18 protein-coding genes and 3 pseudogenes are annotated in these 20,921 nt (G+C 72.6%); 10 read left to right on the top strand and 11 right to left on the bottom strand.

Annotated features, from left to right (window positions below; translation table 11 throughout):
• Positions 1-49: 49 nt before the first annotated feature.
• Positions 50-856, bottom strand: a complete 807-nt coding sequence (locus tag ABT288_RS35015) for a sugar phosphate isomerase/epimerase family protein (RefSeq protein WP_351616639.1) — start codon at positions 854-856, stop codon at positions 50-52.
• Positions 853-1,756 (bottom strand): annotated as a pseudogene (locus tag ABT288_RS35010) (Gfo/Idh/MocA family protein). The gene ABT288_RS35015 and the pseudogene ABT288_RS35010 overlap by 4 nt, the downstream one beginning before the upstream one ends.
• Here ABT288_RS35010 and ABT288_RS35005 point away from each other — a divergent pair.
• Positions 1,638-2,134: pseudogene (locus tag ABT288_RS35005) on the top strand (LacI family DNA-binding transcriptional regulator); the annotation flags it as partial. The pseudogenes ABT288_RS35010 and ABT288_RS35005 sit on opposite strands and share 119 nt — an antisense overlap.
• An 18-nt stretch (positions 2,135-2,152) precedes the next feature.
• Here ABT288_RS35005 and ku read toward each other — a convergent pair.
• Together ku and ABT288_RS34995 are read right to left on the bottom strand one after the other, a co-directional pair.
• Positions 2,153-3,118, bottom strand: a complete 966-nt coding sequence (ku, locus tag ABT288_RS35000) for a non-homologous end joining protein Ku (RefSeq protein WP_351616637.1) — start codon at positions 3,116-3,118, stop codon at positions 2,153-2,155.
• 23 nt (positions 3,119-3,141) lie between these two features.
• Positions 3,142-4,143: a hypothetical protein gene (locus tag ABT288_RS34995; RefSeq protein WP_351616635.1), complete on the bottom strand. Its 1,002-nt coding sequence runs from the start codon at positions 4,141-4,143 to the stop codon at positions 3,142-3,144.
• A gap of 492 nt (positions 4,144-4,635) precedes the next feature.
• Between ABT288_RS34995 and ABT288_RS34990 the strand changes: the two genes are divergently transcribed.
• From ABT288_RS34990 to ABT288_RS34980, 3 genes are all read left to right on the top strand, one after another.
• Complete coding sequence (locus ABT288_RS34990; protein ID WP_351616632.1) at positions 4,636-5,073, top strand: Fur family transcriptional regulator; 438 nt, start codon at positions 4,636-4,638, stop codon at positions 5,071-5,073.
• Positions 5,074-5,106: 33 nt separating this feature from the next.
• The gene (katG, locus tag ABT288_RS34985) at positions 5,107-7,338 is read left to right on the top strand and encodes a catalase/peroxidase HPI (RefSeq protein ID WP_351616630.1); all 2,232 of its coding nucleotides are present in this window, start codon (positions 5,107-5,109) and stop codon (positions 7,336-7,338) included.
• 211 nt (positions 7,339-7,549) lie between these two features.
• On the top strand, positions 7,550-8,248 hold the full coding sequence (locus ABT288_RS34980) for a DUF4232 domain-containing protein (RefSeq protein WP_351616627.1): 699 nt from the start codon (positions 7,550-7,552) through the stop codon (positions 8,246-8,248).
• A gap of 280 nt (positions 8,249-8,528) precedes the next feature.
• Here ABT288_RS34980 and ABT288_RS34975 read toward each other — a convergent pair whose 3' ends face one another.
• Together ABT288_RS34975 and ABT288_RS34970 are read right to left on the bottom strand one after the other, a co-directional pair.
• Positions 8,529-9,464 carry a serine hydrolase gene (locus ABT288_RS34975; RefSeq protein ID WP_351616624.1) on the bottom strand — a complete coding sequence of 312 codons (936 nt, stop codon included), beginning with the start codon at positions 9,462-9,464 and terminating at the stop codon, positions 8,529-8,531.
• Positions 9,461-10,456 carry a LysR family transcriptional regulator gene (locus tag ABT288_RS34970; protein ID WP_351616621.1) on the bottom strand — a complete coding sequence of 332 codons (996 nt, stop codon included), beginning with the start codon at positions 10,454-10,456 and terminating at the stop codon, positions 9,461-9,463. Before ABT288_RS34970 ends, ABT288_RS34975 begins: the two co-directional genes overlap by 4 nt.
• Before the next feature lie 133 nt (positions 10,457-10,589).
• Here ABT288_RS34970 and bla point away from each other — a divergent pair, with 133 nt between their 5' ends.
• Together bla and ABT288_RS34960 are read left to right on the top strand one after the other, a co-directional pair.
• Positions 10,590-11,519: a class A beta-lactamase gene (gene bla, locus ABT288_RS34965; protein WP_351616618.1), complete on the top strand. Its 930-nt coding sequence runs from the start codon at positions 10,590-10,592 to the stop codon at positions 11,517-11,519.
• 65 nt (positions 11,520-11,584) lie between these two features.
• Positions 11,585-12,072 (top strand): annotated as a pseudogene (locus ABT288_RS34960) (right-handed parallel beta-helix repeat-containing protein); the annotation flags it as partial.
• 72 nt (positions 12,073-12,144) lie between these two features.
• Here ABT288_RS34960 and sigJ read toward each other — a convergent pair.
• The gene (sigJ, locus tag ABT288_RS34955) at positions 12,145-13,104 is read right to left on the bottom strand and encodes an RNA polymerase sigma factor SigJ (RefSeq protein ID WP_351616616.1); all 960 of its coding nucleotides are present in this window, start codon (positions 13,102-13,104) and stop codon (positions 12,145-12,147) included.
• A 170-nt stretch (positions 13,105-13,274) separates the two neighbouring features.
• On the opposite strand from sigJ, the gene ABT288_RS34950 reads away from it, so the two are divergent.
• Positions 13,275-13,967, top strand: a complete 693-nt coding sequence (locus ABT288_RS34950; RefSeq protein ID WP_351616613.1) for an NAD(P)-dependent oxidoreductase — start codon at positions 13,275-13,277, stop codon at positions 13,965-13,967.
• A gap of 10 nt (positions 13,968-13,977) precedes the next feature.
• Here ABT288_RS34950 and ABT288_RS34945 read toward each other — a convergent pair whose 3' ends face one another.
• From ABT288_RS34945 to ABT288_RS34935, 3 genes are all read right to left on the bottom strand, one after another.
• A complete protein-coding gene (locus ABT288_RS34945; protein ID WP_351616679.1) occupies positions 13,978-14,367 on the bottom strand; it encodes a VOC family protein in 390 nt (129 codons plus the stop codon).
• 108 nt (positions 14,368-14,475) lie between these two features.
• Positions 14,476-16,047, bottom strand: a complete 1,572-nt coding sequence (locus ABT288_RS34940; RefSeq protein ID WP_351616610.1) for an amidohydrolase — start codon at positions 16,045-16,047, stop codon at positions 14,476-14,478.
• A 35-nt stretch (positions 16,048-16,082) separates the two neighbouring features.
• Entirely contained in the window at positions 16,083-17,642 is a 1,560-nt protein-coding gene (locus ABT288_RS34935; RefSeq protein ID WP_351616607.1) for an APC family permease, read from the bottom strand.
• A gap of 221 nt (positions 17,643-17,863) precedes the next feature.
• Between ABT288_RS34935 and ABT288_RS34930 the strand changes: the two genes are divergently transcribed.
• The 3 genes from ABT288_RS34930 to ABT288_RS34920 all read left to right on the top strand — a co-directional run bounded on the left by ABT288_RS34930 (position 17,864) and on the right by ABT288_RS34920 (position 19,413).
• The gene (locus tag ABT288_RS34930; RefSeq protein ID WP_351616604.1) at positions 17,864-18,478 is read left to right on the top strand and encodes a TetR/AcrR family transcriptional regulator C-terminal domain-containing protein; all 615 of its coding nucleotides are present in this window, start codon (positions 17,864-17,866) and stop codon (positions 18,476-18,478) included.
• 115 nt (positions 18,479-18,593) lie between these two features.
• On the top strand, positions 18,594-19,121 hold the full coding sequence (locus ABT288_RS34925) for a DinB family protein (RefSeq protein ID WP_351616602.1): 528 nt from the start codon (positions 18,594-18,596) through the stop codon (positions 19,119-19,121).
• A 109-nt stretch (positions 19,122-19,230) separates the two neighbouring features.
• On the top strand, positions 19,231-19,413 hold the full coding sequence (locus tag ABT288_RS34920; RefSeq protein ID WP_351616599.1) for a hypothetical protein: 183 nt from the start codon (positions 19,231-19,233) through the stop codon (positions 19,411-19,413).
• Positions 19,414-19,481: 68 nt separating this feature from the next.
• Here ABT288_RS34920 and ABT288_RS34915 read toward each other — a convergent pair.
• Positions 19,482-20,921 (bottom strand): N,N-dimethylformamidase beta subunit family domain-containing protein (locus tag ABT288_RS34915; protein ID WP_502972901.1); only part of this gene is annotated, 1,440 nt, incomplete at its 5' end.

Raw genomic sequence — 20,921 nt, 5'->3', positions numbered from 1 at the left:
AGCCGGACCGGGTGCACCCGTACGAGTGACGCCCCACGCACCGCTTTGATCAGCGCGCGGCCAGTTCCTTCGTGATCCGCTCCAGCATGAACACCGAGGACTCGCGGGCTCGCTCCTCCCGGGCGAACACACAAGCCGTGGCCACGCCGTCGAACTTCAACTCCCGCAGCGTACCGAAGAACGCGTCCCAGTCGATCTCGCCCTGCCCGATGTCCAGGTGCTGGTGAACGCGGGCCGTGGTAACGGGCGGGTTGCCGGAGGAGCCCTTATGGTTGAAGGAGTCCGCGATGTCCGCCGTCGGATCCGAGCCCGACACGTGGAAGGAATGCGGGGCGCAGTACAGGTAGTTCACCCAGGGCTTGTTGATCGCGCGGACCAGGTCGACCGCGGGCGTGTTCTCCTCGCAGAAGTCGTCCGGGTGCGCCTCCAGGTTCAGCGCGATGACCTCCCGCTCGAACACCGGCAGCAGTTCCTCCAGCGAGCGCCAGAACGCGGCCTCGCTCTCCGCCGCCCGTTCGGGACGGCCGTTGAACTCCGAGTTCATCAGCGGGCATTCGAGGTCCGCTGTGATCTCGATCACCCGCTTCCGGTAGCGGACGGCCGCCTGGCGCTCGGTCTCGTCCTGCGAGGACCACTTGTACAGCGGCAGCACCGAGGAGAGCTGCACTCCGTGCGTGCGCAGGGACTTCTTCAGCTCCGCGATGCGCGCGTCGTCCGCCCGCGGGTGCAGGAAGAACGGCATGAAGTCGGCACGCGGGGACAACTCGACGTACTCGTAGCCGAGTTCGGCCACCGTACGCACCATGTCGTCGATCGGCAGGGCGCGGAACATGCACGGTCCGAGGGCGATCTTCACGCGGCACCTCCGTAGACCGCGGGGCGGGGCTCGAGGTCCGTGGCGACGACCCGGCCCGGTGGGCCCCTGGTCGGCGGCCAGGTTCGCGATCCACTCGCGGAACTCGGTGTCGAAGGCGTCCGCGAAACGGCCCACCCAGTCCGTTGGCACCTCGGTGCTGTGCAGGCTCCCGGTGCGCACGGCGACCGAGGCCGGATCCGGCAGCCGCACCAGGCCCTCCTCGCCGACCGCCTCGCACCGGATGTCGTAGCCTTACCGGCGGTTGACGAAGACCTCCAGGTCGACGCGGACGCCCTTGGCGGTCTCGAAGAGCAAGATCTGCGGGTCCTTCAGGTGCGCGAACCGCTTGCTCGTGGCGGGCGGGGTGACCACCTGGGCGGAGACGATCTCGTCGTCCAGCAGCCGGCGCAGTACGTCCACCTCGTGCACCGCAGTGTCCAGGGCGGCCATCGCGGAGGTGTACGACTCCGGCACGGTCGGGTTGCGGTGGGCGCAGTGCACGATCAGCGGCTCGCCGACGCGGCCGGAGTCGATGACCTGCTTCAGCTGCCGGTAGCCGGCGTCGTAGCGGCGCATGAAGCCGACCTGCGCCAGGCGGCGGCCGTGTGCCTGCTCCGCCTCGACGATCTTCAGACAGTCCTCGGCGGTGGTGGCGAGCGGCTTCTCGCAGAACACCGGCTTTCCGGCGGCTATCGCGTTCAGCACGTGCTCGGCGTGGGTCGGGCCCCACGACGTCACGAGGACGGCGTCCAGGTCGAGGTTCAGGAGAAGCGCGCCCGGAGTGGTGGAACTCGGGCACCGCCGGATCGTGCACATCGACGGCGGACGCGGCCCCGGTTCCGCCGAGCGCCGCCGGGCCGCGATGCCCCGGTACGGGCTCGAGGCCGAGCTGCGCGTGATCCCCGGCGATCACACCGAGCGGTCCGGGATCGAGGCCGGCCGCCTCCTGCTCGCCGAACGGGACGCCGGTACGCCTCTGCCGACGGCCGTTCTCGCGGGAAACGACCGCAGTGCCATGGGCTGCTGATGGCGCCGACCCGGGGTGGCGTGGAGGTGCCCCGGGACCTCTCCGTCGTCGGCTACGACGACAGCCGTCTCTCCCTCTCCCATCCGATGCCCATCGGCCTCACGACCGTACGCCAGCACGCCCGGCTGATGGCCGAACACGCCGTCCGCTTCGCCGTCCAGCGGCCCGAGAACCCGGAACTGGAGCCCAGAGAGGCCGAGTTGGACCCGAAGCTGGTCGTGCGGGGCACAAGTGGCCCGCCGCCTGCCTGAATCCGTCGACGCCGACGGTCAAGCAGCCTGCGCGGAAAGGGCCTTGAGGAGCTGATCCCGCGTCATCTTCGACCGGCCCGGTACGCCCGCGGTGCTCGCCCGCTCGTACAGCTCCGCCCTCGACAGGGAACCCAGGTCCTCCTTCTCTCCGGCGGCCCGCTTCTTGCCCGCCGGCGGTTTTCCGCCGCCCTTGCGGCCCCTGGACCGGCCCTGCTCGACGCTCCGGCTGAGCACATCCATCAGGTCGATCACATTGGTCGCCTCCGGCGGCTCCGGTGCGCCGACGACCTCCTCGCCCTTCCGCTTCGCGGCGACGAGCTTCTTGACGCGTTCCTCGTAGGTGTCGTGATAGTCGGTGGGGTCCCAGTCGATCGTGAGGGCGTCGATCAGCTGCTCGGCCGTCCGCAGCTCCTTGCTGCCGCTCTTCGTGCGCCGCTGCGGCAGTTCGGGCACCGTGTCGGCGGGGTCGCGCACCTCGTCGGCCCAGTGCAGGGTGTGCAGGACGAGGACGCCCGGCTGCGCGCGCAACGCGGTCAGGTACTCCTTGCCGCGCATGGTGAGCGTGGCGATCCCCGCCTTGTACGAGCGGTCCAGCGCCGAGCGCATCAGTTCGTACACCTTGACGTACTCCTTGCCGCGCGGGCCCACGTAGTACGTGCGGGCGAAGTACACGGGCTCGACCTGGTGCAGATCGACGAACCCGGCCAGGTCGATCACCTTCGACCGCCCGGGCGCGATCTCCTCCAGCTCCTCCGGCTCCACGACGACGTACTCGCCCTCGTCGATCTCGTAGCCCTTGACGATCTTGTCGATGTCGACCTCCTTGCCGGTGCGCTCGTTGACCCGCTTGTTGCGGATCCGGTCCGAGGTGCCGCGCTGAAGCTGGTGGAAGTGCACGGTGTGGTCCTCGGTGGCGGTGTACAACGCCACGGGCAGGGTGACCAGCCCGAAGGTCAGGACACCGGTCCAGATGGGTCTCGCCATGGCTCCTCGCCTCCGTCATGGGGTCAGTGGTCCGCCGTGGTGCCATCCGGTCGTCGCCGGCGCGTTCCTACCGGGGACGCGCGCTCGGCCCGGGTGCCGGCCAGCCGCTCGGCCTCGGCCGTAGTCGCCTCGGCGTGGCGCCGGGCCTCCCGTACGGCGCGGTCGGCCTGCCGGGCCCGCTCCCGTGCCTCCTGTTCGTCGCCACGCCACCGCCGCTGCTCCTCCTCCGCGTCGCGCAGCCGCGCGCGCAGCTCACGCACGCGCTCCTCGGCCTCGGCCACCCGGTCGCGGGCCTCCTCCACCTCCCGCCCGGCGGCCTCGGCCTCCGCTTCGCGGGCACGCAGGTCCCGCTCCGCGTCCCGGGAGGCTCCGCGGGCCTCCTTGAGACGGCGCCGGTGGGCCAGTTCGTCCTCGCGCTCCTCCGCCCCGCCCCGCTTCCTCTGTCTCTTCCTCTCCGCTCCGCGTCCGCCGGGCTCCTCGCCCTCGGCGCGTTTTTTCGTCCCGGCCGCCGCAGGGGCGGCAGGACGGCGGTCGACGACGCCCTCGTCCGCACCGAGAAAGCCGAACGTGGAGCTGAGCGGCTTCACGAGCCGCCCCGCCGCCCACTCCCGGGCGGCCTGCGGATCGGCGAGCACGGCGTGCAGGGTCTCCTCGACCTCTCGCTGGACCCCCTCACCCACCGGCCGACCGGCCTCCGCCGCCAGCCGCCGCGCCTGCTGGCCGAGCGCGCCGATCACCTCGCTCTGCCGACGGGCGAGCTTGCGCAGCTGCGGCCCGTCCAGGTCGCGGTGTGCCCGGCGCAGCTCCTCGCCGAGTTCCAGCAGCGGCCGGACCTCCTCGGGCTGCCGCCGCACGAGCAGATTGCCCACCCATGCGGACAGACTGGGTCGCCGCAACCCGCCGATTTCCTTGGCGAGGGCCTGATCACCGGCCTTGCGGGCCTCCCGGGCGCGGCGGTCACGGGCGGCGACGAACTCCTCCGGCCGCAGCCCGTACAGCTCGTCGGCGACGGCGTCCAGGTCCACCAGCGCCCCTCTCGACGGCCACCTCGGTGACGGGGTCCGAGTTTCTCACTCTGTGGCGTTCATGTGCCTTGTGTAACGACTTGCCCCGATGGGGTGGGATGCTCCGGCCGCCGCCAAGGGCACGCCCGGCCCGGCCGCCGGTCGGCCCAGTGGGCGCTGGTGCCCCGGCTCACCCGTTCGGAGGACCGTCCGGCTTGCCGCGCCGTCGCCGCCGGTCCGGGGCCACATGATGCGGGCATGCCCCCGATCCGTCCCCCGCCCGCACCCCCCGACCCGCCCCGCGACCGATCGCCGTACCGCCGGAGCCCGTCGCGGTTCGCCCACCGGGCGCGCGGAAGCCTGGGGCGGAGCCATGCGAGGGCAAACATGAGCGCAAACGCCCGGCGGGTGTCGAGGCGGACGCGCGGGCGGACGCCGGCCGGCCGGGCGCAACCAAAATTGCATCGATCGTTTTCTTGAATCACTCGTGTTTATGAGGGTAGGTTCGACCTCATGACCGCCTCCCCGACCCCGACCACCGCCGAGGAACTCCGCGGTGCCGGTCTGCGCGTGACGGCAGCCCGCGTCGCGCTGCTGGAGACCGTCCGGGCGGGCGACCACCTCGGCGTCGAGGCGCTCGCCTCCGGGGTGCGCAACCGCGTGGGCCACATCTCCCTGCAAGCCGTCTACGAGGCCCTTCACGCCCTCACCGCGGCGGGTCTCGTCCGCCGTATCGAGCCGGCCGGTCACCCGGCCCGGTACGAGGGACGCGTGGGGGACAACCACCACCACATCGTGTGCCGGTCGTGCGGTGCCGTCGCCGACGTCGACTGCGCGGTCGGCGACGCGCCCTGCCTGACCGCATCCGACGACCGCGGCTTCGCCATCGACGAGGCCGAGGTCGTCTACTGGGGTATCTGCCCCGACTGTTCCACCGGCCGCAGTTCCTGAGCACCGAGTTCCGCACAGTTCGGAAGGATTGCCATGACTGAGAACCACGACGCGATCGTCACAGACGCGAAGGCGGAGGGAGCCGGCGGCGGCTGCCCCGTCGCCCATGACCGGGCCCTGCACCCGACCCAGGGTGGTGGCAACCGCCAGTGGTGGCCGGAGCGGCTCAACCTGAAGATCCTGGCCCAGAACCCGCCCGCGACGAACCCGCTCGGTGCGGACTTCGACTACGCCGAGGCCTTCAAGAGCCTCGACCTTCCGGCCCTGAAGCAGGACATCGCCGAGGTGCTGACCACCTCGCAGGACTGGTGGCCCGCCGACTTCGGCCACTACGGCCCGCTGATCATCCGTATGGCCTGGCACAGCGCCGGCACCTACCGCATCAGCGACGGCCGCGGCGGCGCCGGCTCCGGCCAGCAGCGTTTCGCCCCGCTCAACAGCTGGCCCGACAACGTCAACCTGGACAAGGCCCGCCGGCTGCTGTGGCCGGTGAAGAAGAAGTACGGTCAGAAGATCTCCTGGGCCGACCTGATGATCCTCGCCGGCAACGTGGCGCTGGAGTCCATGGGCTTCGACACCTTCGGCTTCGGCGGCGGCCGCGCGGACGTCTGGGAGGCGGAGGAGGACGTCTACTGGGGTCCCGAGACCACCTGGCTGGACGACAGGCGCTACACCGGCGACCGCGAGCTGGAGAACCCGCTCGGCGCCGTCCAGATGGGCCTCATCTACGTCAACCCCGAGGGCCCCAACGGCAACCCGGACCCGCTGGCCGCGGCCCGCGACATCCGTGAGACGTTCCGCCGCATGGCCATGAACGACGAGGAGACCGTCGCCCTCATCGCGGGTGGCCACACCTTCGGCAAGACCCACGGCGCCGGCCCCGCCGACGCGGTCGGCCTCGACCCCGAGGCCGCCGGCCTGGAGGAGCAGGGCCTCGGCTGGAAGAGCACCTTCGGCACCGGCAAGGGCGCGGACGCCATCGGCTCCGGCCTCGAGGTCACCTGGACCAACACGCCCACCCAGTGGAGCAACAATTTCTTCCGGATCCTGTTCGAATACGAGTGGGAGCTGACCGAGTCCCCGGCCGGGGCCAAGCAGTGGCGGCCGAAGGACGGCGCGGGCGAGGGCACCGTCCCGCACGCCCACGACGCCTCGAAGCAGATCGCGCCGGGCATGCTCACCACTGACCTGTCGCTGCGCTTCGACCCGATCTACGGGCCGATCTCGCGCCGGTTCTACGAGCACCCGGAGGAGTTCGCGGACGCCTTCGCCCGCGCCTGGTACAAGCTCACCCACCGTGACATGGGCCCGAAGGCGCGGTACCTCGGCCCGGAGGTCCCGGAGGAGACCCTGATCTGGCAGGACCCGCTGCCGGAGCGCGAGGGCGAGCTGATCGACGATGCCGACATCGCGGCCCTGAAGACCAAGCTGCTCGACTCGGGCCTCTCCGTGTCCCAGCTGGTCACCACCGCCTGGGCATCCGCCTCCACCTTCCGCGGCAGCGACAAGCGCGGCGGTGCCAACGGCGCCCGGATCCGTCTGCAGCCGCAGCGCGGCTGGGAGGTCAACGAGCCCGACGAGCTGGCCCAGGCGCTGCGCATCCTCGAGGGCGTCCAGCAGGAGTTCAACGCCTCCTCCGGCGCCAAGAAGGTCTCCCTGGCCGACCTCATCGTCCTCGGCGGTGTCGCAGCGGTCGAGAAGGCCGCCAAGGAGGGCGGCTTCGAGGTGCAGGTGCCCTTCACCCCGGGCCGCGTGGACGCGACCGAGGAGCACACCGACGCCGAGTCCTTCGAGGCGCTGGAGCCGACCGCGGACGGCTTCCGCAACTACCTCGGCAAGGGCAACCGCCTCCCGGCCGAGTACCTGCTGGTCGACAAGGCGAACCTGCTGACCCTGAGCGCCCCCGAGATGACGGTGCTCGTCGGCGGTCTGCGGGTCCTCGGTGCCAACCACCAGCAGTCGCAGCTCGGCGTCCTGACCAAGACGCCCGGCGTCCTCACCAACGACTTCTTCGTCAACCTGCTCGACATGGGCACGACCTGGAAGTCGACCTCCGAGGACCAGACCACGTTCGAGGGCCGTGACGCCGTCACGGGCGAGCTGAAGTGGGCCGGCAGCCGTGCCGACCTGGTCTTCGGTTCCAACTCCGAGCTGCGCGCCCTCGCCGAGGTGTACGCCGGCGACGACGCGAAGGAGAAGTTCGTGAAGGACTTCGTCGCCGCGTGGGACAAGGTCATGAACCTGGACCGGTTCGACCTGGTCTGAGCCAAGGCTGGGGGGCGTCCGGCCCGGCCCGCACGGGTCGGGCCGGACGCCCTCGTCGTCCGAGCGGGGCCGGACCTCTGTCACCGAAAGGTCACAGGGGATCCACAACCGTCACAGATGATCTACAGCGGAAACCCTCGGTCGCCCGGCTCTGTCTCCCTCCGCGAGCACCGGCAGGGAGCCGGTCAGACCACCGGAATCGGGGGACCTCATGCACCACCGCAACACCACTCGCCTCGCCGCATCGGCGACTGCCGTGATCGCCGCCGCGCTGTCGCTGACGGCGTGCCAGTCGGGAGACGGCGACGGGGCCGCCAAGACGTCCTCCCCGACCGCGGCCGCCGCCACTGCCTCCACCACCGCGAACCCCACGGCCACGCCGCCGTCCAGCTCGGGATCCTCCGGCGGCACCTCGACCGCCCCGAGCGCCGCGGTCTCTCCGGCGTCCGTCACCTCGGCCGGCACGGCGTCGGCATGTCCGGTGTCGGCCGTGCAGGCGACGGCCCAGCAGGGGCCCGACCACCGGGTCGGCACCGGCACCGGCACGGCGCTCATCAAGTTCACCAACGTCTCCGGACACGCCTGCGTGCTGCGGGGTCACCCGTCGGTGGCCGGTGCGGGCAACGGTTCCCCCGCACACAACAGACCCCTGAAGGTGATCCCCACGGGCATCGCCTCCCCGGTGCGCCTCGCGCCGGGCGGCACGGCCTGGGTGAAGCTGACCTTCGTCCAGGTCGAGGGCGAGGGCGACGGCTACTGCGTCTCCGGCGCCAAGCCCGCCGTCTACCCGACGCTCGTGGTCGGCCTGTCCGGTTCGGGTGCGCACCAAGTCGCCCTGTCGGACGGCGAGTTCGCCGAGTGCGACAACACCGTCACCGCGACCGCGGTCTCGGCGGTGAAGCCGGCCTGACCGGCACGTGAGCGGCGGGCGGCCGGCTCCGGTGACATCTCGGTGCCGCCGTCCGCCTGCCGCGGGGCTCGTACCTCCCCGGCCGGGCGGCGGCGACGCACGGCGATCCACGCCGCCGCCCCGGGCCGCCCGGCACTCTCTCCGCCGGTGGTGAGAACAACGCCTGCTGCGCCATGAGTGCCCCCGAAGGGGCGCCGGGAACCGCGCGACCCGCCACATCGCACCTGCAGACACCCACCGGCCACAAGCCCAACGGCGCTGAGACGAAACGGCCGTTCCCTCACCGGCGCAGTGCCTCGAAGGCGTTCCTGCCTGCAACCCCGATCGCGAGGTCGATATCCGGAGCGAGACCCGCCCGGCGCCCGGCACGGGTGAGCGCCGCCATGGCCACCCGGTCCCCCGACTCCGCCTCGACCACCCCGATCTCGTGCCGCAGGTGCAGAAACGTGCCCGTCTTGCCGCTCCACCGCAGCGAGTCCGCCCGCAGTTCGCTCCCCAGCCGGTGCGTGAAGACCTGCAGGCCCATCAGCCGCCGCAGCTCCGCCGTCGCCGTCGGCGTGGAGATCTCGTCGCACCACACCCGCCGCAGCAGTTCGACGAGCGCCGCGGCCGACCCGGCGTTGGCGTAGGCCGGGTCCAGGGTCTCGATGGTGTGCCGGCCGGCCCGCTCGTCCCGGAGGGCCAGTTCCAGCGCGAGGGAGAAGTCGTGGCCGGCGGCACCGGCGGCGCACTCGTACAGGTGGTTCAAACAGTGCCGCATCCGGATCTCCCCGCACCCCCAAGCGCGCAGCCGCTCGTCCACGTCCGCCGCCGGCACCAGGTCGAGCAGGGTGTCCGCCGCGGCGTTGTCGCTCACCGACAGCATGAGCAGCAGCAGGTCACCGACGGCCACGCTCGCCGGGTGCCGGAACGCCGCGAGCCCGGTGGGACCGACGCTGCTCCGGGCCGGATCGACCGTCACCGGGTGCGCCGGATCGAGCTTCCCGGCCGCGATCCGGTCCAGTACGACGAGGGCCACCGGGACCTTCACCACCGACGCCAGCGGCATCAACTCATCGATGTCGAAGCCCAGTTGTTCGCCGGTGCCGAGGTGCCGGGCGAGGAAGGAACCGCGCACGCCGAGGGCGGCCCAGTCCGCGGCGATCGCCTCGGCCACGCTCAGGAGGGCGCCGCCGTCCGCGACGTACACCGGGGGGCGCACCGGTGCCGCGCTCATCCGCGGGCCGCCAGCCGCGCCGATGCGTCCTCGGCGCCGGTCCCGGAGGGAGCCGCGCCGGATCCACGGGTGGCAGCCCCTGCGGCCGACGCCAGCAGGGGGACCAGCCAGTCCGGCACATCCGCCGAGCCGTTGCGGCCCTGGGCGCCGCCCACGTCGTATCCCCGGTGCAGTGACCGGTCGCCCAGCGGCGCCCAGCGTGCCCCGTGCCGCCGGGCCAGGGGCTCGGCGCACAGCAGCAGCGCCCGCCCGGCCAGCGTCTCGGCGAGTGCGGTGGCCGCGGACCCGGCTGGCCGGAACCGGCCCGGTGGCAGCCCGGCCCGGGCCGCGGCGCGCTCCAGCCGGTCCTCACAGGAGGGCACCTGATCCTCCGGCAGGGTCAGCACCGGCAGGGGAGCGGCTCGTTCGGCGCCACGACCGCGGCGCGGCCGCAGGTCCTCCAGATGGACAGCCCGCGGCACGCCGCCGTACTCCGGGCCCCGCCCTCCATCCGGCGCCTCCGGCTCCGGCGCCGACGTCAGGCCCAGCGGCACCCGGAACGCGCCCCGCTCCGGCGGAACCCGCACGAGCGCGTAGGAGAGCGAGCCGTCGGCCAGCCCGGAAACCCGTTCCAGGGGCGGCAGTTCGCGCATGCCGAGGCTGATCCCCCGCTCGGCGCCGGCGCGGATCGCGCGGGCCAGCGCCGCCGGGGCACAGTGCGTGGGCACACCGACGGCCCGCATCCGTGCCCGCCCGGCCGTACCGGCCACCTGCCGCAGCCGCTGGGCCCGGTCCAGCACGTCACGCGCGTACGGCAGGAGCAGCGCGCCCAGCTCGGTGATCGTGATCTGCCGCCGCGAACGGTCGAACAGCAGGCCGCCGAAGTGTTCCTCCAGCGTCTTGACACGGCGGCTGAGCAGCGGCTGGGCGATGCCGAGCCGGTCCGCTGCCCGGGAGAAGCTCGTTTCGTCGGCCGTCGCGACATAGGCCTCGAGATGCGCGAGGAGATCCATCCTGCACTCATATCAATAAGGCATGAGGCGTTCAAAGTTCACTCTTGGACATGAGTGGTGTCCGGCTGTTTCGCTGTCCCCGTCGAAGATCGGGGAAGCCGATCACGGACGGACGACCAGGAGGACTGTGCTCATGACCAGCCCCGACCACTCCAACTCGCTCGGCCGGCGCGGCCTGTTCAGGGCGGGCCTCGCCCTCACCACGGCGGCCGTGGCCGCGACGGCCGTCGCCGCGCCCACCGCGTCGGCGGCACCGAACGATGAAGTGCCCGGTGCGCAAGCCGAGCTGGCCGAGCTGGAGCGACGGCACGGCGCCCGGCTCGGCGTGTACGCGCGCAACGCGCGCACCGGACGGACCGTGTCCCACCGGGCGGGGGAGCGGTTCGCGATGTGTTCGACGTTCAAGGCGTTCGCCGCGGCGGCGGTCCTGCGCGACCACGGCGGCTGCGCCCCGCTGGACAAGGTGATCCACTACCCGCCGCACGACATCCTGTCGAACTCGCCGCGCACCGCGGAGCACCTGGACACCGGCATGACGGTGGCGGACCTGTGCGCGGCGGCGATCCAGTACAGCGACAACGCGGCGGGCAATCTGCTGCTGCGTGAGATCGGCGGTCCCGCCGGGCTCACCCGCTTCTTCCGGTCGCTGGGCGACCGGGTGAGCCGGCTCGACCGGTGGGAGACGGACCTGAACACCGCCATCCCCGGCGACCTGCGCGACACCACGACCCCCGAGGCCCTGGGCCGCAGCTTCGGGCGGCTGACCCTGGGCCGGACCCTGGCCGGCGCCGACCGGGAACGGCTCGTGACCTGGCTGAAGGGCAACACCACCAGTGCCGCGCGGTTCCGCGCCGGACTGCCGGACGACTGGGTTCTGGCGGACAAGACCGGCACCGGCGCCTACGGGACCGCGAACGACATCGGCGTGGCCTGGACGACCCGGAAGACGCCGGTCCTGCTGACCGTCCTGTCGGCCGGGAACACCCAGGACGCGCCGGCGGACGACGCTCTGGTCGCGGAGGCGGCTCGGACCGTGGCCCGCTTCCTCGCGCCGGGGGAGTAGGCCGACGGTATTCATTCATCTGAATAGGAATCATGTACGCGGCCATTGATGTGAGCATGGCGCATCCATGCGGTCGGGGAGCGCAGTACGTGTCGCCGAGCGGCACCGCCGACGCGGCCGGCACACAGTCGGCGCCGACCACACTCACCTCGGCCATCAGCCGTATCACACCGGGCGGGACGATCTACCTGCGCGGCGGGACGTACACCTACTCCTCCACGGTCACCATCCAAGCGCGTCCTGAACTTCTCGGGCCAGAGCGAGAGTTCCGACCGCAACGGCTACAAGCTCGGCGGCGACGACATCGCGGTCAACCACATCGTGCGGCACGCCATCGCCGACAAGAACGGCTTCGGTGTTCCGCACCGACACCTCGTGCCGCTTCGCCGTCAGCGGCCCGAACGACAGGACCGTCGGCAACTCCGACAGCTCCGACCAGCTCTGGACCGGTACGAACGGCTCCCGCTGCTCCTCGTACTCCGGGGCCCTCCGCTGGTCCTTCGCCTCGGACGGGCACCTCGTGGTGACCTTCGGCGGCACCGTCGTGACGCCATGGCCGCGACCCGGCGCACGACGGTCTCCCGGCGGGACGCCGCTTCCGGCGGCGTCCCGCTCGCGCGCGCCGCTAGACCTTCGGACGCGCCTCGCCCGGCTCCAGCGCCGAGAGCTTGTCCGGGTTCGTGACCAGGTACACCTCGCGGACCCGCTCGCCGTCCGGGTCGAGGTCCATGACCATCACCGCGTGCGGGGAGCCGTCCTCGAACACCACCACGGCCGCGTCGCCGTTGACGTCCCGGTGCTGGAACTCCAGCCCCGCCGCCGTACGCGCGGCATAGCCGGTCAGCGCCCGTGCCACCTTGTCCCGGCCGCGGATCGGCCGCGGTGCCGCCTGTGCCTTGCCGCCACCGTCCGTCCACAGCGTGGCCTCAGGCGCCAGGATCTCCAGCAGCGCACCGAGGTCCCCGCCGAGCGCGGTGGCGACGAACCGTTCCGTCGCCTGCCGCCGGACCCGGGGATGGGCCTGGTACCGGGGGCGCCGGGCGCGCACATGGGACCGGGCGCGGTGCGCGAGCTGCCGTACGGCCGCGGGGCTGCGGCCGAGGATGTCCGCGATCTCGGTGTGTGCGTAGCCGAACACCTCGTGCAGGACGAACACCGCCCGCTCCAGCGGGGTCAGGGTCTCCAGCACGACCAGCATGGCCAGCGACACCGACTCGGCCCGCACCGCGCCCTCGGACGCGTCCTCGCCGGCCGCCGGACCGGGAGCCCCGTCCGTGGGCAGGGGCTCCGGCAGCCACGGCCCGACGTAGGTCTCGCGCCGCCGGGCGATCCGCGCCCGCCGTGCGAGCGCCTGCCGCACGGTGATCCGCACCAGATAGGCCCGCGGATGCTCGATCTCCGCCGCCTGCCCCGCGTCCCCGGTACCCGCACGCCCCGCCCAGGACAGCCAGGTCTCCTGCAGCACGTCCTCGGCGTCGGTGACGCTGCCCAGCATGTTGTACGCCACCGCGAACAGCAGCTCGCGGTGGTCGAGGAACGCCTGTGTGGCGGTGTCCGCTCCCGTGGGCGTCCGGTTGTCGGGCATGGCATCTCCTCACGACGTCTGCCCACCCAGAGGGGCCGGGCACCCCGGAGTGTGACATCGGGGGACGGGCGTGTGTCGTGGATCTCATCCTCCGCCCGCGCTGTCACACCTGCGGCCCTCCCGGCCCTCTCGGTCCACGGCAGCAGCACCACGCAGCGAAGGAGCAGCCCATGCGACTCGTCGTCTTCGGCGCGAACGGGCCGACCGGACGGCAGGTCACCGAGCAGGCGACCGCCGCCGGACACACCGTCACCGCCGTGACCCGTCACCCCGACGCCTTCCCGCCCGACCACCCCCGCCTGAAGGTCGCGGAGGCCGACGTCCTGGAGGGGGCGGCGGTCGACCGTGTCGTCCCCGGCCACGACGCGGTGATCTCCGCGCTCGGCGTCCCGTACGGCCGTGCTCCGGTCACGGTGTACTCGGCCGGCCTCACCCACATCACCCGGGCCATGACCCGGCACGGTGTCCGGCGCCTGGTCTGCGTCACCTCCACCGTCCTGTTCGACGTGCCCGCACCCGGGGAGGGCGTCTTCTTCCGGAACGTGCTCGAGCCGTTCTTCGTGCGGGTCGTCGGGCGCACGGTCTACGACGACATGCGCCGCATGGAGGACATCGTGCGCGCGAGCGGCCACGACTGGACGGTGCTGCGGCCCGCCGGCCTGTTCGATACGACCGAGGTCAGCGACTACCGGCTGGCCCCCGCCCGGCTGCCCGGGCGGTTCACCTCCCGGGCCGACCTCGCGCACGCGCTCGTGCGCGAGGCCGTCACCGAGGGGCATGTGCGCTCCGTGCTCGACGTGCGCACCACCGAGGGCACCCCGCGCTTCCTCGACCTCGTCAAGAAGGAGGGGTTCGGCAGGTGAGGCGCGCCGGTTACGAGGGCCAGCCGCCGTAGGGGACGGTGATCAGTTCCATGGCGTGGCCCGCCGGGTCCATGAAGTACACGCCGCGGCCGCCGTCGTTGTGGTTGATGGTGCCGGGCCGGCGCCGGTGCGGGTCCGCGTAGTGCTCGATGCCGCGCTCGACGATCCGCGCGTACGCGGCGTCGAACTCCTCCTCGGAGACCAGGAAGGCGTAGTGCTGGGGTGTGATGTGTTCCGCGGGGATCGTGGCGAAGTCCAGGGTGACTCCGTTGGCGAGGGCGACCGCGACGAACGGGCCCCATTCCGCGGTGATCTCGAGACCGAGCAGTCCGGCGAAGAACTCGGCGGACTCCCGGTTGTCCCGGGAATGGACGATGGTGTGGTTGAACTGGACCGACAAGGAATGCCTCCAGGGCATGTCCTGGCGCCTCCATGCCTCACCCAGCCGGTGACCGGCACGCGATGCCGCCGACGATCTTACCGGGGACGCCCCGGCGCGTCGACGACGTCACGCGCCCCGGTGCGTCACGTGGCCGCCGGTGACCGTCAACGCCACGGGAGCCTCGGCGAGTTCGTCGCCGGGCGCGTGCACGGGGTCCACGGCCAGCGCGGTGAGGTCGGCCCGGTAGCCGGGCGCGACACGGCCGGCGGCCTCGGACTCGCCGGCGGCCGTCGCCGCGTGGCTGGTGCAGCCCTCCAGCGCCTGCAACGGCGTCAGGCCCGGCCGGCCGGCCGCGGCGCCCTTCGGCCGGCGGGCCGTCGCCAGGACGGCCCGGACGTCGTAGTGCGCGATGGGCCAGTCCGAGCCGAGGGCGAGCGTGGCTCCCGCATCCCGCAGGTCGCGCAGCCGCCAGGCACGGGCGGCCCGGTCGCCGCCCAGCCGGCGGGACCACTCGTCGGTGCCGTCGTGGCGCGTGTACCCGGTGTGCGGCGGCTGCAGGGAGGCCGCAACCCCCAACTCGGCGAAGCGGGGCAGGAGTTCGTCCGGGGCGGTCTCGACGTGCTCGATCCGGTGGGCGCCGTGCCCGCTCGGCCCGAGGGAGGCGACGGTGTCCAGGACATGCCGTACGGCCGCGTCCCCGATGGCATGGGTGGCGGTGCGGACGCCGGCCGCGTGCAGGGCGCGGACGGCCCCGGCGTAGGCGTGCGGATCCGGCCAGAACGCGGCGGTGCCCTGACCGTGGCAGTCGGGATGCTCCAGCCAGGCCGTGCCGCCCTCGACGGTGCCGTCCATGAAGAACTTGACCCCGCCGACCAGCCAGTGCCGCCCGCCCCGGCCCTGCAGCTCGATCAGCTCCCGCAACGCGTCCCCGTCGGCGCCCGGCATGCACCAGGGCGCGAACCGCAGCCGTACCGGCAGCACCGTCTCCTCGGCCACCGCCGCCACCAGGCCGAGGTCGCCGCCGTCCATCACATGCGCCCCGGTGAGCCCCGTCGCGGCCATGGCGGACAGCAACTCCAGGAGCCGGGCCCGCCGTTCGGTGTACGACGGCCTGGGTACGAGGTCCGCGACCAGGTCCATCGCGGCGTGCTCGACGAGGTGACCGGTGGGCCGGCCCGAGGCGTCGCACACCACCTCCGCGTGCTGGGCGAAGGCGCGCGGGCCGGTCACCCCGGCGGCGGCCAGCGCGGCGGCGCTGACGAGGGCGGAGTGGCCGTCGTACAGACGCAGGAAGGCCGGGGTGTCGCCGAGCACCTCCGCCACCAGCTCGTGGTGGATGGGGCGGCCCTCGAACGCGTTGTGGTCCAGACCGTGGCCGACGACCCAGCCGTCGGTCCGCTCGGCACCGGCGAGCGCCGCGCGCAGTCCGGCCAGGTCGGTGACGCCCGACAGGTCCGTGCCCGTCGCCATGTCCAGCCCCCACACCGGATGGCTGTGCGCGTCGACCAGGCCGGGCACGAGGTGCGCGCCGTGCAGGTCGACGACCTCGGTGCCGGGGCCGCGCCAGCCTGGTACGTCGTCCGCCTCGCCGACCGCCGTGATCACCCCGTCGTGCACGGCGACGGCGGAGGCGGCGGGGTGGGCGGGGTCGAGGGTGCGGACCTGGGCGCCGGCGAGGATGAGGTCGGCAGCACGCATGGGGGTAACTCCTGTGCGGTGAGGGGGTGTTCGGGTCACTCGGCGGGTGCGGTGACCGCGGCCGGGACAGTGTCCTCGCCGGGACCGGTGTCCGCGGCGGGACCGGTGCGCTCGTCGGTTCCGGTGCTCCCACCGGGTTCCGTGGCGAACCGGGCGTAGACCTCCGGGCGGGAGCGGCGCAGCCACCAGGCCAGGGGCAGGCCGAGCAGGAAGACGGCCGGTGCCACGGCGACGAGCAGGACGTTCACGGGCGCGGACGCGCCGGTGAACAGGTCGATGTGGGTCACGACCAGCGCGATCGCCGTCGCCAGCAGAACGGTGGCCAGCACCGGCGCCACCAGTGTGCGCACGGCTCCCTCGGTGTGGCGCACCCGCCGGAAGTAGCACGGCACGGCGATCGCGGCGAGCAGTTGCAGCAGCAACAGACCGATCATTCCCGGGGTGTTCACCCACAGCAGCAGCTGCTGGTACGGGTCGGCGTGCGCGGCCCAGAAGGCCGGCACGACCACGGCGCCGAGGACGGTCTGGGCGAGGCCGGCGACGTACGGGGAGCGGTGGCGCGGGTGGATCCGGCCGAGCGGGCGGGGCAGCACACCCTCCTCGGCGAGAGCGAGGGCATAGCGGTTGATGGCGTTGTGGAAGGCGAGCAGGGAGGCGATGACGCTGGTGACGATGAAGACGTGCATCAGGTCGGCGGCCCAGCCGCCCACGTAGGTGCTGATCGCCGTGAAGAACAGGCCCGCCGGGTCCTTGCCTGCCGCACGCACCACCTGGTCGTCGCCGAAGGCCTGGACGGCGATCCAGACGACGAACGCGTAGAACAGGCCGAGGAACCCCACGGCCAGATAGGTGGCGCGCGGGACCGTGCGCCCGGGGTCGCGGGCCTCCCGGCGGTAGATCACGGTCGACTCGAAGCCGGTGAACGCGGCGAAGGCGAAGGCGAGGACGGCCGCCATGCCGGGCACGAGCACATGGGCCGGTGCCAGGGAGGTCAGGGACAGCCCGTGCGCGCCGCCCTTCACCAGCACCCCGCCCGCGAGCAGCACCAGTATCCCGGTCTCGCAGACGAGCAGGACGCCGAGGACCCTGGCGCCGAAGTCGATCGAGTGGTAGCCGCCGTAGCCGATCAGCAGCAGGCCGGCCAGGGAGACGGGCAGCCATGGCACGTCGGCGCCGAACAGGGTGTGCAGGGTGTCGCGGGTGGTGGTGGCGAGCAGACCGTAGACGCCGATCTCCATGCCGTTGTAGCCGATCAGCGCGAGCAGGGCGGCGCCGATGCCGACCGGGCGGCCGAGGCCGCGGGTGATGTAGGCGTAGAAGGCGCCGCCGCTGGTCACATGGCGGCTCATGGTGGTGAAGCCGACGGCGAAGACGGCGAGGGTCAGTCCGGCGAGGAGGTAGCCGACGGGCGCGCCGATGCCGCCCAGCAGGATCGCGAGCGGTGCGACCCCGGCCATGACGGTCAGCGGAGCGGCGGCGGAGACGACGAAGAAGGCGATGTCGGCGGTGCCGAGGGAACCGGACCGGAGGGTGACGGCGCCCGACGGCGCTCGCTGCTCGGGTGGCTCGGAGGAGGACGCGGAGGACACGGACATACGGGGCGCCCTTCTGGCGGCGGAGGTGGAGGGGTCACGGTGGTGGGGGCAGCCGGGTTCGCGGGCGTCGGCGGGCCGGGGCGGGTGGGCCGACCGGGCCGGCGTCTCCGGGCACCCGTGAGGGATGGCGAGCGCCCGGAGCCGTAAACCTAAAGGCTTTCGGTTTTCGCAATGTAACCTGCCGTTGGGCATCCGGGAAGACCTCAGGGAGAACGCTGACCATGGGACGGCCGCGCACACCGCTCCTCGACCGCGAGCGCATCACCACCACCGCGCTGCGTCTGATCGACGAGACCGGCGACTTCAGCGTCCCGCAGATCGCCCGGCGGCTCGGTGCCCAGACCGGTTCGGTGTACCACCATGTGGACGGCCGCGACGGCATAGTGGAACTGCTGCGGGAGCGTGTCGCCTCGGCGATCGACACCGCCACCCTCGAGCTGACCCCGTGGGACACGGCCGTCGAGGCCTGGGCCCGCTCCTACCGGGCCGCGTTCGCCGCCCACCCCCGGACGATCCCGCTGCTCACGACCTCGCCGGTGCGCGCACCGCGGGTGCTGGAGCAGTACGAGCGTGCGGTGGGTCTGCTGCTCGACGCCGGTTTCGACCGGGCCGAGATCATGCCGCTGATCATCGCCCTGGAGAACCTGGTGCTGGGCTCCGCCCTCGACCTCGCCGCGCCGGAGACGATGTGGGAGCTGACGGACCATACGCCCACCCCGCGTCTCGCGGAGGCCCTCGCCGCCGTGGGCGAGGGACGGGCCGACCGCGCCTTCGAGGTGGGCCTGGCCGCCTTCATGAACCACGCACGCGCACTGCTGAAGCACTCCGGCCGCTGACCGGCACCAGAAGCGCTTCCGCTCGGCCGGGTGATCGATCAGGTGGACGGTAAAAACAGCTCCCTCGCGAGCACAGCGGACAGGATCTGACCTCATTGCCGTCTACGGTCGGGCCATGGTCACTTCTTCGGAGAACCGCGAGTCCCCGTCGTCCGGCGAGCGCGCCGAGCTCTTGCAAGCCCTGGCCGAACAGCGGGAGTTGCTGCTGATCACCGTGCGCCGGCTGACCGATGCCGAGGCCGCCCGCCGGACCACGGTGAGCGAGCTGACGCTGGGCGGGATCGTCAAGCACCTGGCGCGTGGTGAGCGGGTGTGGGCGCAGATCATGGCGAAGGGTGACGGGGAGCTGCCGGAGGGCATGCTCGACCTCGGCCAGTACGGGATGGCGAACGGCGAGACACTCGCCGGGCTGCTGGCGGAGTACGCGGCAGGCACCCGCGCGCTCGAGGAGGCCGTCGCGGCTCTTCCCGGCCTGGACCGGACCGTGCCACTGCCCAGAACTCCCTGGTCGCCGCCCGAGACCGTCCACTGGTCCGCCCGGCGCATCCTGCTGCACCTGATCCGCGAGACGGCCCAGCATGCCGGGCACGCGGACATCATCCGGGAGGCGCTCGACGGCGCGAACACCACCGCGCAGCGATGACCGTCCGGACGCGTTTCCCAGTACCGCCAGTAATATGATCACCTTGGTTCCGGGTTACCAGTCAGTCAACTTGGTGCGGTCACAGAGCGCGCCCTGCCCGGAGATGTCCATGTCTTCTCTCAACGACGCGTTGGAAAACGCGCGCCTCACCTATGAGCAGCACGTGCGGACCTGCCGCCAGTGCCATGCCGACGGCGCGGCCTGTGCCGTCGCCAAGCATCTCCTGCGGATCTACAACAACGCCCGCAGGGACCACCTGCGGTCGGGCGGACGGCACGCCGCGACGGACTGACGCGCCCTCCCGGGGCCAGGCGCGTCCGGGATCCGCGACGCGACCGGCGGTACCCCGCTACTCCGACGTCAAGCGCCGTACACCGTACGGACGTTGGCGCGCGGCGGCGGGGCGTGCCGGGTCGCGGGGCCCTTCGCGAACGTGCGCAGGAGGTTCTCCGTGGTGCGGGTGACGAAGGCGCGGGTGCGGGCGTCCATGCCGTGGTCGCGCCCGAACATGCCGGTCCCGGCCACCAGGCCCTCCACCCAGCGCATGGTGCCGGTCGCGAACACGCCGGCGCCGCTCGGAACCGTGTAGTACGCCGAGTCGCTGTGGCTGGCCCGCCCGCCGCAGACCAGCGGGGAGTGCGCGATGATCTCCAGCTCGCCGGGGGTGGGAGCGCCGGGGGTGATCCGGTCGTACTCCACGCCGACGAGATGGGCGAAGGCGTCGCCCGCGCGTGCGCCGGTGCCGTCGTACAGCCAGTGGTCGGCGGCCCGGACGACATAGGGGGCGTCGACCGGATAGCCCTCGTAGAGCACGCCGGTCAGGGAGGACTCGGGATCCGCGGCGGGCGGGAGACGGTAGTCGGTGGTGACCAGCGCGGGGTGGGAGTCGTAGCACGGGTCGGCGCGGTAGGCGGTCTTGTAGCAGACCACCGTACGGTCGTCCGCGCCCTCCCCGGCCTCCAGCCGGACCCGGCGGAAGCAGGTGTTCGCGCCGAGGAAGGCGATGTTCGTACCGGCGTCCCGGGCGGCGGTCACATGGGCCCGCTGCTCCGGCGTCCAGTACTCGTCGTGCCCCAGGCAGACGACGGCGTGCGCGCCGCGCAGGACCCCCGGGTCCCGGTGGACGTCGACGCCGGTGGTGTAGGCGAGCGGTATGCCGAGGCGTTCGGCCAGCACCACCAGCGCCCACTCGTACACCCGGAACTTCTCGGCGCCGTCGCCGTCGTAGGGGCGGTCGAAGCTCACCGCGAGGGAGCGGGTGGCGTACGCCCCCGACGCGCCGTTGTAGAGGCTGCTGCCGCCCCAGCGGTTGTACGCCTGCCAGGTGGCCGGGGCGTGCAGCAGGACCGTACGGCCCGTGCCGTCGGTGGACCGGACGATCAGCGGAACGTACCGCTGGTGCCCGGTGTCCGCCTCCAGCCGCAGCAGATAGGCGCCCTCCGGCCAGCCCGAGGTGTCCACCGGCAGCGTCACCGGCCAGTCGGCGCGCACCGTGCGGGTGGCCGGCAGCACGCGCGGCGCCGGCCGGGCGCGCCCGGGTATGCGCCCGGACGTCCAGATCCGGCGGGCCTGCCGGCCGCCGTACCAGCCGACCCGGAACGCGGACACCCGGAACGCGGCGGCCGTGGTGGACACGTGCAGCCCGAACTGCTCGCCCGGGGTGACGCTCACCCGGTCCGGGTAACCGGCCACCGCGTCCGGCGGGCCGGTGGAGGCCAGGCGCCAGTCGGCGGTGCCCGGGGCGTCCCGTTCCGCCTCGGGCCGCAGCCGCCCGTGGGGGGCCGCGGTGGAGTGCGGGCG

Source organism: Streptomyces sp. NPDC001093, from assembly GCF_040298985.1.
In the GTDB taxonomy this organism is placed as follows: Bacteria; Actinomycetota; Actinomycetes; order Streptomycetales; family Streptomycetaceae; genus Streptomyces.
Note: the sequence above shows the minus strand (reverse complement) of the source record. Positions and strands in the feature narration are given on the sequence as shown.